Origin of the sequence: Shewanella sp. (genome assembly GCF_041630135.1) — a bacterium.
In the GTDB taxonomy this organism is placed as follows: Bacteria; Pseudomonadota; Gammaproteobacteria; order Enterobacterales; family Shewanellaceae; genus Shewanella.
The window spans coordinates 1-11,160 of record NZ_JBFKLW010000092.1; the positions used below are offsets into that span (position 1 = coordinate 1).

Consider the following 11,160-nt stretch of genomic DNA (forward strand, 5'->3'; position numbering starts at 1 on the left):
AACGAAGAGATAATTCGCCGATATGTGAGACATCAAGAGAAAGCGGAAAGGCAAGAGCAAGCTCAGCTTGCTCTGGAATAGAAGGCCCCCTTTTAGGGGGTTAACGCAAAGCCACCTTCTTCAGAAGGTGGATTATTTACTAAAAATCGGCGTTTTCCAATATCCACTGCAGCGGTGCCTGATATTGCTCCGGCATCCAGCTTTTAAGCTGATTGATGCTGTGTTCGAGCATGGCAGCATTGTGCACCGACAGGTTCAGGTGACCTACCTTGCGGCCCGGGCGCACCTCTTTGGCATACCAGAACAGCTCGGCATTGGGCAGGCTCAGCCAGCGGTCATCTTTGTCGATACCGATAAGGTTAACCATCACACAGGGAAAGTTCACCTGTGGCGGCTGAATGGGCAGGCTGCACAGGGCGCGCAGGTGCAGCTGGAACTGATCCATATGGGTGCCGGCCTGAGTCCAGTGCCCCGAGTTATGTACCCGTGGTGCCAGCTCGTTGACCAGCAGGTGGTCGCCAACCCGGAAGCATTCCATGGCCATCACACCCACATAGTTAAGGCCGTTCATGATGGTGCCCAGCATGGCCTCGGCCTCTGCCTGCAGCGGCGCAAGGCGTGGCAGCGGCGAAATGGACGCCATCAGAATGCCATCCTGATGCAGGTTCAGCGTCAGTGGGTAAAAGAAGCACTCACCACTGTGAGTACGAACGCCCACAACAGATACTTCTTCATCGAAATTAATGGCTTGCTCGGCAATAGCTTCACCGCGCCAGTCGGCGGGGATCTGGCCATTTTCGGCTTGCTTGAGCCAATGCTGACCCTTGCCATCGTAGCCGCCGGTGCGACGCTTCATCAGCACCCGCTCGCCATACTTGCCATAAAGGGCATTGACGTCAGTGTCGTTATCCACCAGCTCCCAGGGGGCGGTGGCTACCTTGAGTTCATCCAGCAAGGATTTTTGGGTATAGCGATCGGCCAGACGACCAAACACAGGGCCGTTGATGAAGTTTTTGTGGGTGGAGAGCTGCAGGCTCAGGCTGGACTCGGGCCACTGCTCACGCTCGGCGGTGATGATGTCATCATCCGCCAGCGGCAGTTTTTCGTCACTGGGGGCCATGATATCCACCGGCAGCACTTCGATTGCCAGTGGCTGACCGGCGTGGGACAGCATGGCACCGAGCTGACCATTGCCCAGTACCCAAACGCGTTTTGTGTTTGCCATGATTACGCGTCCCTCGGATCCGGATTATCCAGTACGCTCTGGGTTTGCTCGGCGCGGAAGGCTTCCAGACGCTCGGCGAGGGCTGCATCGTTGTTGGCAAGGATCTGACAGGCCAGCAGACCTGCGTTAAAGGCACCGGCTGTGCCAATGGCGAGGGTGCCCACGGCAATGCCCTTTGGCATTTGCACGATAGACAGCAAGGAGTCCATGCCGTTCAGTGCCTTACTTTGAACAGGTACACCGAGAACGGGCAGACGGGTTTTGGAGGCCAGCATGCCCGGCAGGTGGGCTGCACCGCCAGCTCCGCCGATGATCACCTGAAAGCCCTTGTCTGCAGCTGTAGCTGCAAAGTCCATTAACTTGTCCGGGGTCCGGTGGGCGGAGACCACTTCAACATGGTAGGGCACCTGCAGTTTATCCATGATCTCTGCGGCGGCTTCCATGGTGGGCCAATCACTCTTGGATCCCATTACGACAGCAACGAGGGCTTGCATGATAACTCCTTAACGACTGATTTTAATTATATTTGCCTGTATTCAGGCTAGGGTACTGGTAGCCCTGGCGGCGGGGGAGTCCCCTCGGTAGTCGTAGCCAGGGCGAGATGGGGCGCAATGATAGCATGAAGGGCGTGGTTTCGCTGCCTTTTCAGTTGCCTTTCTGTGTGCCTGAATGGCCACTGTAGAAGATGCGATAGAGGCGGTCGCGGCCATCGTCACTCACCAGTAAACTGCCGTCAGGTGCCACCAGCACATCGGCGGGGCGACCATGGACTGCATCGCCCTGCAGCCAGCCTTCTGCAAAGGTTTCCAGGCTTTCTACCTCACCGTCTTTTAGCTTGGCAAAGCGGATCCGGTAACCGACTTTTTCGCTGCGATTCCAGGAGCCATGTTCGGCGATAAAGATGCCGCCCTGGTATTTTTGCGGAAACTGTTTTTGGGTATAGAAGGTCATGCCGAGGCTTGCCACGTGGGCGCCGAGCGTGGCCTTGGGCGCTTCATAATCCTGAATGTGTTTACCGGTGCCAAATTCCGGGTCTAACGTATCGCCCTGATGTACATAGGGGTAACCGAAGTGCTGGCCACGGCGACTTAGCTGATTCAGCTCATCGGAAGGCATATCATCCCCCATCATGTCGCGGCCATTGTCGGTAAACCAAAGCTCGCCGGTGGTCGGCGCAAAGTCGAAGCCCACGCTGTTACGTACGCCAAGGGCTTCGTCCCGTGTTGTGAGGGTGTCCAAATCCAGGCTGATGATTTTGCTGTAATTCGGCCCGGCATCACAGATGTTGCAGGGGGCGCCAATGGGAATATAGAGACGGCTATCGGGGCCAAATTTCAGGTATTTCCAGCCGTGGTGCAGGTCTTGCGGCAACTTATCGTAAATGATTTCCGGTGCACTTTTGCCGGGGGATTCTGCATCGCTCACCCGATAGAGTGTGCTGATATCGGCGATGTAGAGGTTGTCGTCTTTGATGGCGATGCCCGATGGCATGGTGAATTTCATGGCAAGCTGCCCGGCACGCACTCCGGCCTTTTGTGCAGCCGAACCCGGCAGGGGTAAATAATGCACCTTGCCTTCTTTGCGGGAGCCGACGTAGAGAATTCCGGAGCTGGTCAGCGCCATCTGGCGGTAGTTTTTAAAGCCATCATGGAGCACTTCAATCTCAAAGCCCGGCGGCAGTTTTATCAAATCCAGCACGGCCTGATTTTCTTCTTTGCTGTAGGCGGTCGCCAGCGAGGGTGCAAATGCCAGCGCAAGCAGGGTGCGGCTGAGTTTGCCTGATGTCATGGTTTTCTCCTGCAATCATCGCCATGGGCATGTTGGTAAATGCTATCAAGCATGCCAAAGGTGCAGTTAAAAAAACAGCGCCCATTGGCGCTGTTTCACTTTTAAGTTACGGCCAAACGGCGGGTTTTATTGCTTGCTTTGTTGGCTCAGCTCTTTGCTTTTTTCCATCAGCCCAAGGGCGGAAAAGCCGGTGATCACATCCAGATTGGAAGTCATGCCACCATTGCCTCCAATATAGTTTTGCGGCATTTCCACCTTAAAGTTAGGCAGGTTCTGGTACAGCACCTTGGCTACATCACGGTTCATCTCGGCGGTGTAGATTTTCTCGTAGGTACCCAGTGCCTTGTATTTGGCCGCCAGAACCTCCGCTTCGGCAATACCGGTTTCGCGGATGGCCTTGGCCTCGAAGGCGGCCGCAGCGGCATTGGCTTTTTGAATTTCCAGGTTAGCCTGGGCCATTTCCAGCTCTTTGGCCTTGGAAAGGGCGGCAATTTCTTTCTTCTTGCGCTCTTCCACGAGCTCCCGCTCGGCAATCTGACGGGCGATTTCCACTTCTTTTTGCTGGGAAATTACCGCCAGCTCCTTGGCGCGCTGGGCATCCTGTACCTCGCGGGTACGCTGAATTTCTTTGCGCAGTTGCTCGGTCTTGGCCTGGGCTTTGGAGGTCTCCTGCTCCTGGATGGTACGGATGCGCTCGGCAACCAGTTTCTTTTTGTCTGTCAGCAGTTTATCAAGCTGATCTTCCGGCTGTGGATCGCCAATGGTTACCTGAGTAACGGTAATGCCGTACTGGCTTAAGGGGTTGTCCTGACGCACCGGTTGACCAGTTGAATCGGTAACGGGAATGGTCTTCCACACCAGCTGTTTGGTGGCCTGCAGCTTGTTGGAGTCGTCCTGGTCGAAGCCAACGGGCACCAAATCCACCTGTTCAACTTCCACCTGACGGCGCTCGGTGGTGTAAATACCATTGCTGAGCTGATCCGCCAGCTGGGCCTTGAACTGATTCAGCCCGCCCTGGAAGAATTCTTCTCCCGTGTACTGGGTGGCGGTGATTACGGTTACGTTGCGGGCGTTTTTGATCAGCATGGTTTCAATCAGATTGTCGTTGGAGCGAAACTCCCGGTGCATCTGAATAATTTGCTCTGGCGAGTGTGACAACTTGAAGCGGAACGTGGCTGGCACCTGACCTGTGTAGGTATCTGCAAAACGTACCTGCAGCGATGGCAGACGCTGGTAAAAAGCTTCGCCCTGATTGTTGCCAAATGATACGGTAACCACCTGATCGTAGCGGGTTATTTTGGATAAAAACGGCATGCGGACATGAATGCCCGGCTCGGTAAATACATCCAATGCCCCGGTGATATTGTTCTGATGCACATAGGTGTAACCGGCATCAGTCATCAGAATCGAGCTTTTGAGTACTGCCAGGGCACCGATGGCGCCGAGGGTGAACAAAATGGCTTTAGGGGATACGGCCTTTCTGGCCCGTGAAATACTGCTCTCGTCCATGAATTTTCCTTGCTTTTAAGCTGAACTGAGTTATGAAAATCGGTCACATCTTACAGCGAATCTTTCCGCTGGTCATGGTTTTTAAATTCAACAATTATTATATATTACAACACGATATGCTGTTTGCGTTATTGGACGCTGCGGGCTGCACTTTAGTCTGGAACTGGGTTGTACCTTATCGCATAAACCCTTTTGCTGTCTGATGCCGTTTATAGAGTCAGGTACACAAAATTCGGGTGAATATGGACTTTGTAAGGGCGCCTGTGCACACTGAAACTAATCTTGGCTATTGTAGAAGGTTGGACTGCCACAACCGTGGAGCCCACCTCTTTAATGACAGTATTTATGGTTTCCGGGCAATTATGACAGCAATCCAGTCCATATCTCCTTTGGGCAAAGAGGAAGATGAGCACCTGATGTTGCGCTACGCAAAGGGGGATATCGATGCCTTTGACACTCTGTATCAGCGTCATCGCGGCGGTCTGTACCGATATTTTGTGCGCCAAATAGGTGACAGGCATCTGGCAGAAGATCTGTATCAGGAAACCTGGAGTCGGGTGATTAAGGCCGCTTCAGCCTATGAGGCCAGTGCCAGGTTTACGACCTGGCTCTACCGCATTGCCCATAATTTGTTGATTGACCATGTGCGGGCGGTGAAACCCCTCGATGATGCCGATACCTTTGAAGAGGAGCTGCAGGAATTGCCCGATGGCATGACGCCGGCCACTGCCCTGGAGCAGGAGCAGCGGGTGCGGGCACTGCGTCACTGCGTGACCTTATTACCACAAGTACAGAAAGAAGCCTTTCTGCTCTCAAGTGAGATGGGTTTTTCTGCACCAGTGATCAGTGAAATTGCTGCCGTTTCGCTGGAGGCGACCAAGAGTCGGATCCGCTATGCTTATCAGAGTCTTCGCAACTGCGTGGCTAAGCGTTTGGGGGAAAGCCCTGATGAAAGATAACCTCTATCAAGTGGTGGAAGGCGAGTTACAACAGGAAATTGATAACCTTTACCGTGAGGGGGCAAGAGAAACACCTCCCGACCGGATTGATAATGAAATTCGATTTATTGCACAGAGTCAACACAGCCTTAAGGAGCTTCCCGTAAACAGAAAGCCGGGGCTGAGACGTTTCCATTATGCGGTTTCGACGGCTGCCTCTTTGATGTTGCTGGTAAGTTTGGTGATTTTTGAACCTTGGTTGATGGTTGGCAATGACAGCCAGCCCAGTGACCTTGAAATGGTACCTATGCAGTTGGACAGTGCTTCTATTCCTTTGTCTGATGAGGTGGCTCCGGTATCACAGAGTGCCCCGGTTTTGATGAAGTCTGCGCCTCAGGCATTGAAGCTGGAAACCAATGAGCTTGAAGCCGGTGTTGCTGTGTTGTCAGTGGATGAACGCCTGGATGCAATTGCTGAAGCTATTGACGCCGGCAAAATCGAGCAGGCCAGAGAGCTGATGGATGCATTGCTGGCAGAGGGCGCTACACTGACCGAGTCGCAAAAATTGCGTATTGAAAGTTATAGAACTGCGGGTGGTAATCAGGATTAACTCTTTCGCTGAGGTGTGGATGAATTCTGTTGTGAAATGGATAGAAGTCGCCTTGTTTGCCTCGCTGCTGTTGATGGCGGAGAGTTCCCCGGCTGTCGCTGGCTGTAGTCATGCTTTACAGGTGGGGTATAACAATTGGCCTCCCTATTCGTGGGAGGATGAAGACGGCAATGCCAGAGGCCTCGATGTTGACCTGCTGAATTTATTTGCCAAGCAAGCTGGTTGTGAACTTGTCTTCAGACAGATGCCTCCCCGGCGCTCTCATCAGCTTATGCGAGCCGGCAAAATTGATATCATGATGGGCGCAAGCAAAACCGAACAAAGGCTGGATTACGCTTTTTTTTCGGAACCCTACCGATTAGAGGTGGTTAACCTTTTCAGTGTGGAAGGGGTTAATGTTACAGATATATCTGCCTGGCCAGAGTTACTTAGCCGTCAGTATAAACTGCTGGTACCACAGGTTGGTTGGTATGGAGAGGAGTTTGAGCGCAGCAAGTCGAATCTAAAACGCCAGGAGTTATTGGTGGAAAGTCCGGACTTATTGCGCAGTGTACAGATGCTGTCTCGCGGTCGGGCTAATATTGCGATAGGTGATTCACTGGCATTCCCCTTCATAGCGGGGCAAAGTGAGCAAATTCATTTGTACCGCCATTCAGTGACGCTGAACGAGAATGACATTCACCTTATGTTCAGCCGTGAATCCATGTCCATAGAAGAGGTCGACGCTTTTAACCGGGCAATAGATCAGTCAGGAAAAGATGGCGAAATTGCCAGGTTGCAACTTAAGTGGGAGCAGATTTCCCTCAGTAAAAACAGGTTATTACCTTCTCAGTCCGGAAGCCGCAATAAACACGAGGGCAGCGTGTTGGCCGAATAATCAGGTCAACGTCCAACAGCGTGAGCTGTGTCAGACATTTCCCAAATTGACTTCATGCCGGGCTCTGCCTGGAAGGTGTCTACCAACAGTGGATCCAGTGCCGTACCTTTGAGACCTTTCAGGTGTACCTGAGCTTGTGCATAGGGCATCCTGAGTCGTTCGTCAGGATGCAGCATTAAATCATCGAAGATATCAACCAAACTTACAATACGGGCAGCCAGGGGAATGGCTTTGCCTTTGAGTTTTCCCGGAAATCCTTCTCCATCCCAGCGCTCGTGGTGATAGGCTGCAATGTCTCTTGCCAGTGAAAGCAGCATGCAGTCCGGCGCTTCTTTTTGCAGATCAGAAAGCAAGCTGTCTCCAATTTGTGTATGCCGATATCTTTCCTTCTCCATTGTCGGGCTGAGCTCCACCATCTTGCTTTGCAATGAATCTGGCAGACCTATCATACCAATATCGTGCAAGGTAGCGCTCAGACCTATATGGTCGACAAAGTCCTGGGTCAATTCATCAGGTTTATGGGGAGATTGTAACAGCGCCATTGCCAGGCGTTCACTGGCCAGCCCGATACGATCGAGATGCCGTGCCTTATCCATTTCCCTGTAACCTGACACCCGTGCAAGCCCCAGCACGGTGGCTCTGCGTGAGGCATTGGTTCGATCAAGTGCCTCGGAAAGCTTATCGGTAAGGAAGCCGGTGCCAAAGCACAGCATGGCGTTGATAGCCAGAAAGTTCAGCACCACAACCAGATAAATCTCCAGACTGTAGTCGGGGAGTGATGGCCAGGGGAACCAGGCATTTTTATAGCCAATACCTGTGATAACCAGTGTCAGGGCGGTAAGGAGCTGCGCTGCCTTTCCTGAGCGGCTGCCAAGCAGTAAAGTGGTGATAAGCGGAAACATAAACAGCCAGAAAAAACCGGCGCCGGTAGGGCCTATTGACCAGATAAAGGCGACACCAATTCCAAAGCAAAGCAGGCTACCCAGAACATATCTTTGTTTATCTTCCAGTTCCGGGAACAACAGCAAAGCCAGCAGCATCAGGTAGGCCAGGGTGTCTACCACCACCATGGACCAGAAACCCTGTTTCATGCACAGGTAAACACTGGTGAAATAAACGGGAATACAAAGGATTGCCATGACGCCAAAAAGGCGGCGAAAGATAATTTGGCGCCAGTGGGCAAGATCCGTCGGGTGTTCGTCCCTGGACAGTATGGACATGCAGCGTCAGCCTATGGATGCAGTAACGTTGTAAAACAGAGTAATACCCTTGTTTTAGTCATAGTAGCAAGGGATTTCAACTCTTAAACCAGTCCCATATCCCCAGAGATGTCTCAGAAAAGAGATCAATGCCAAGCATGGACTTGAGTAAATACAGCCCCAGAAGTCCAAGCAGCAGGGACATGAGTAAAAACACCAGCACGCAGATAACAAAAAGCGCCAGCGACAGCTGCTTCTCAGTACGGGTATAGGCGCGGCGGTTTTTGCCAAGCAACAATACCCAGTAGTAGCGCCAGCGCACGAATGGCAGCGAAAAGGTACCACGACTGTCTATACTGTGGCGACCCCAGGTACGATCACCAAGCAGAATTCGGATCCCTTCGACCTGCTCATCGCTGTAGCTGTCGGCAAGCTTTGCAGGCAACTTGCCCAGTAATTTGGACCTTAACTCATCCGCCTTGGGCAACTCTTGTTGGTCGTTAGTGTTGCCTTTACCTGCAGCCATTGAATTTCCACACAAAAGTGGTAAACCATTTTCAGAGTGTAGGTCAGGGGACCAAAAAAAACAGGGCGCCGCAGCGCCCTGTTTCAAAGAACCTGAGGTTACTCGTCCTTGGGAAGACCGCCCAGGGCTTCCACCAGAGCGTGCATCAGCGCCACCAACTCACTACCCATCAGGGCAAAGTCGGCATCGAGGCGTGCCATGGGGTCATCGTTACCCAAATCATCGTTACCGGCACGGAACTCTTCGGAGAATTTAAGGCGCTTCAAACTTGCGTCCGACTGCAACACCAGAGCAATGGATTGACCGAAATGCAGTGCCAGCTTGTGTACTTCTTTTCCGGTTTCCAGATGCGCCAATACTTCTTCTTCAGTCAGTACCTGCTGTTTAAAGCGAACGATACCACCTTCATCGGCAGCAGACTTGAGTTCGGCTTCATCTTGCATGATGAAAGGCGCCGCAGCTTCACCGGCTTTGAGCCATTCGGTCAGGGTGTGCTCAACCGGCACGTTGAATGTCACAGGGATCACCGGCAGCGAGCCCATGGCCTTACGCAGCAGTGCCAGTAGCTCTTCAGCCTTGGTAGCGCTGGAACTGTCCACCAGGATCATCTCAATTTCCGGCAGGATCAGTGCATGGATTTGGCTTCTGCGGGAAAAGGCGCGCGGCAGCAGTGTGGTGGTGATCTCTTCTTTAAGCGCGTCTTTCTCTTTTTTGGTGAGCTTGCGGTTTTCTTCGGCTTCGATCTGGCCGGCCTTTTCTTCCATTGCCTCTTTAATTACCTGGCCAGGCAGAATTTTTTCTTCCTTGGTGGCGCAGATAAGGTGGCGGTTATTGGCACTGTGTACCAGGGCGCTGCCGTGTTTACCCAGCGCTTTGGAGAAACCGAACTTACTGATGTCCTGGCTGGAGCAAGGGCTGAAAGTAAAGTCAGCCAGGGCCTTTTCCAGCGACTCGGCGTCGATGTTGATTGGCTTGTTAAAGCGATACAGGGTGAGATTTTTAAACCACATAATTGCACTCGGCCACGAAATGAAAGCCCGAGTTTAAGCCATCCCCCGTGGCGGGTAAACCGGAAATCGAGATGACCGGATAAGGCTGCAACGCAAATTCACAAAAGTGTCATTAAAAGGTGTGTCAACGTTAAGCTGTTGAAATATATGAATTGTTAGTTATGGGTGCAACGCGAATGCTGAAGATGTAACCACTTGAGCAAAAGCTGAAATAAAACTGCAACACTAGCCTTGCAAACTTGCGCTCGTTCCAAACCAATAACCAGACGCACTGAACGTCGCAAGGATTAAATGATGAACGCTTTTAACAAAACTCTGCTTGTTTCCGCGCTGACCCTGGCCTCACTGACTTGTGCTCAAGCCGCTGAACCCATCACTGTATATGGCAAAGTGAATGCATCTGTACAGAGCAATGACGAAGCAGGTGAATCAGAAACTGTAGTACAGAGCAATGCTTCTCGTCTGGGTGTTAAGGGAGCTTTTGAACTCAGCTCTTCTCTGGAAGCTTTTTATACAGTTGAGTATGAAGTGAACATTGGCGATGACGCCAAGGAAAACTTTTTGGCCCGTAACCAGTTTGTCGGCTTGCAAGGCAACTTCGGTGCCGTCTCTGTTGGTCGTAACGACACTATGCTGAAAATCTCTCAGGGGAAAGTTGACCAGTTCAACGACCTGTCAGGTGACCTGAAGAGCCTGTTCAAGGGCGAAAACCGTATTGAACAGACAGTCACCTATGTGACTCCTGATTTCAACGGTTTCAAAGTAGGTGCCACTTATGCTGCCGAGGGTGCTAAGTCTCAGGCGGGTGAAGATGGTTTCTCTCTGGCTGCCATGTACGGTGACGCCAGTCTGAAGAAAACCAGTTTCTACGCTGCATTGGCTTATGACAGTGAAGTAAAAGGTTATGATATTCTGCGTGCCACTGTCTCTGCCAAGCTGGCAGGTCTGGTATTGGGTGGTATGTACCAGCAGGAAGAAAAGTCAGTGGATGGCGACAGCAAGACCGGTTATTTGTTGAGCGCTGCTTACGCCATCTCTGATGTGACCCTGAAAGGTCAGTATCAGGATATGGAAGACAAAGGTGATTCCTGGTCTATCGGTGCTGACTACAAGCTGGGCAAGCCTACCAAGCTGTTTGCTTTCTACACCAGCCGCGACATGGAATCTGCTGAAGACACTGACAACTACATAGGTGTTGGTATCGAGCACAAGTTCTAATCAGAACTTCATGCGTAAAAGAAGGAGGCTGAGGCCTCCTTTTTCATTTTTATAAACAGATAGTTAATTCGTCTGAATATGACAATTCTTACGGATATATGGCACTATAATGGGGCCGCTTCATATTTTTGTCACAAAACTGACCAATAATGTTCAGCGTGGACATTCACTGACAGAAAACCGCTTATGACTGCAAGGATTTTGATTGTTGAAGATGAGTTGGCCATCCGCGAGATGCTGACTTTTGTGATGGAACAGCA

Annotated in this window: 11 protein-coding genes and 2 pseudogenes; 6 read left to right on the forward strand and 7 right to left on the reverse strand. The window is 51.7% G+C overall.

Translation table 11 applies throughout. The features are described 5' to 3' along the window. Nucleotides 1-81: pseudogene (locus ABYK60_RS17485) on the forward strand (IS200/IS605 family transposase); the annotation flags it as partial. Nucleotides 82-139: 58 nt separating this feature from the next. On the opposite strand, the gene purK reads toward ABYK60_RS17485, so the two are convergent. From purK to ABYK60_RS17505, 4 genes are all read right to left on the reverse strand, one after another. Continuing rightward, the gene (gene purK, locus ABYK60_RS17490; RefSeq protein WP_372873284.1) at nt 140-1,225 is read right to left on the reverse strand and encodes a 5-(carboxyamino)imidazole ribonucleotide synthase; all 1,086 of its coding nucleotides are present in this window, start codon (nt 1,223-1,225) and stop codon (nt 140-142) included. 2 nt (nt 1,226-1,227) lie between these two features. Then, nucleotides 1,228-1,719, reverse strand: a complete 492-nt coding sequence (purE, locus tag ABYK60_RS17495) for a 5-(carboxyamino)imidazole ribonucleotide mutase (RefSeq protein ID WP_372873285.1) — start codon at nt 1,717-1,719, stop codon at nt 1,228-1,230. A 151-nt stretch (nt 1,720-1,870) separates the two neighbouring features. After that, complete coding sequence (locus ABYK60_RS17500) at nt 1,871-3,013, reverse strand: sorbosone dehydrogenase family protein (RefSeq protein ID WP_372873286.1); 1,143 nt, start codon at nt 3,011-3,013, stop codon at nt 1,871-1,873. A gap of 126 nt (nt 3,014-3,139) precedes the next feature. Further along, the gene (locus ABYK60_RS17505) at nt 3,140-4,522 is read right to left on the reverse strand and encodes an SPFH domain-containing protein (RefSeq protein WP_372873287.1); all 1,383 of its coding nucleotides are present in this window, start codon (nt 4,520-4,522) and stop codon (nt 3,140-3,142) included. 362 nt (nt 4,523-4,884) lie between these two features. Here ABYK60_RS17505 and ABYK60_RS17510 point away from each other — a divergent pair, with 362 nt between their 5' ends. Genes ABYK60_RS17510 through ABYK60_RS17520 form a run of 3 tightly spaced genes read left to right on the forward strand, consistent with a single transcriptional unit; the run spans nt 4,885 to nt 6,947 of the window. After that, on the forward strand, nt 4,885-5,481 hold the full coding sequence (locus tag ABYK60_RS17510) for a sigma-70 family RNA polymerase sigma factor (protein WP_372873288.1): 597 nt from the start codon (nt 4,885-4,887) through the stop codon (nt 5,479-5,481). Continuing rightward, the gene (locus ABYK60_RS17515) at nt 5,471-6,070 is read left to right on the forward strand and encodes a hypothetical protein (protein ID WP_372873289.1); all 600 of its coding nucleotides are present in this window, start codon (nt 5,471-5,473) and stop codon (nt 6,068-6,070) included. Before ABYK60_RS17510 ends, ABYK60_RS17515 begins: the two co-directional genes overlap by 11 nt. Nucleotides 6,071-6,089: 19 nt before the next feature. Beyond that, complete coding sequence (locus tag ABYK60_RS17520) at nt 6,090-6,947, forward strand: substrate-binding periplasmic protein (RefSeq protein ID WP_372873290.1); 858 nt, start codon at nt 6,090-6,092, stop codon at nt 6,945-6,947. A gap of 5 nt (nt 6,948-6,952) precedes the next feature. On the opposite strand, the gene ABYK60_RS17525 is transcribed toward ABYK60_RS17520, so the two are convergent. The 3 genes from ABYK60_RS17525 to rdgC form a co-directional block, all read right to left on the reverse strand. Further along, nucleotides 6,953-8,167, reverse strand: coding sequence for an HD-GYP domain-containing protein (locus tag ABYK60_RS17525; protein ID WP_372873291.1), 1,215 nt, complete (start codon nt 8,165-8,167; stop codon nt 6,953-6,955). Between the two features lie 76 nt (nt 8,168-8,243). Continuing rightward, nucleotides 8,244-8,672 (reverse strand): hypothetical protein, encoded by a 429-nt coding sequence (locus ABYK60_RS17530; protein WP_372873292.1) that lies wholly within the window; start codon nt 8,670-8,672, stop codon nt 8,244-8,246. 98 nt (nt 8,673-8,770) lie between these two features. Then, on the reverse strand, nt 8,771-9,682 hold the full coding sequence (gene rdgC, locus ABYK60_RS17535; protein WP_372873293.1) for a recombination-associated protein RdgC: 912 nt from the start codon (nt 9,680-9,682) through the stop codon (nt 8,771-8,773). 291 nt (nt 9,683-9,973) lie between these two features. On the opposite strand from rdgC, the gene ABYK60_RS17540 reads away from it, so the two are divergent. Then, a complete protein-coding gene (locus ABYK60_RS17540) occupies nt 9,974-10,900 on the forward strand; it encodes a porin (protein ID WP_372873294.1) in 927 nt (308 codons plus the stop codon). 186 nt (nt 10,901-11,086) lie between these two features. Next, a pseudogene (locus ABYK60_RS17545) lies at nt 11,087-11,160 on the forward strand (DNA-binding response regulator); the annotation flags it as partial.

Bases quoted from the DNA above. Each gene is read 5' to 3' on its own strand.
- purK (WP_372873284.1), bottom strand. From the start codon at position 1,225: ATGGCAAACACAAAACGCGTTTGGGTACTGGGCAATGGTCAGCTCGGT.
- purE (WP_372873285.1), bottom strand. From the start codon at position 1,719: ATGCAAGCCCTCGTTGCTGTCGTAATGGGATCCAAGAGTGATTGGCCC.
- ABYK60_RS17500 (WP_372873286.1), bottom strand. From the start codon at position 3,013: ATGACATCAGGCAAACTCAGCCGCACCCTGCTTGCGCTGGCATTTGCA.
- ABYK60_RS17505 (WP_372873287.1), bottom strand. From the start codon at position 4,522: ATGGACGAGAGCAGTATTTCACGGGCCAGAAAGGCCGTATCCCCTAAA.
- ABYK60_RS17510 (WP_372873288.1), top strand. From the start codon at position 4,885: ATGACAGCAATCCAGTCCATATCTCCTTTGGGCAAAGAGGAAGATGAG.
- ABYK60_RS17515 (WP_372873289.1), top strand. From the start codon at position 5,471: ATGAAAGATAACCTCTATCAAGTGGTGGAAGGCGAGTTACAACAGGAA.
- ABYK60_RS17520 (WP_372873290.1), top strand. From the start codon at position 6,090: ATGAATTCTGTTGTGAAATGGATAGAAGTCGCCTTGTTTGCCTCGCTG.
- ABYK60_RS17525 (WP_372873291.1), bottom strand. From the start codon at position 8,167: ATGTCCATACTGTCCAGGGACGAACACCCGACGGATCTTGCCCACTGG.
- ABYK60_RS17530 (WP_372873292.1), bottom strand. From the start codon at position 8,672: ATGGCTGCAGGTAAAGGCAACACTAACGACCAACAAGAGTTGCCCAAG.
- rdgC (WP_372873293.1), bottom strand. From the start codon at position 9,682: ATGTGGTTTAAAAATCTCACCCTGTATCGCTTTAACAAGCCAATCAAC.
- ABYK60_RS17540 (WP_372873294.1), top strand. From the start codon at position 9,974: ATGATGAACGCTTTTAACAAAACTCTGCTTGTTTCCGCGCTGACCCTG.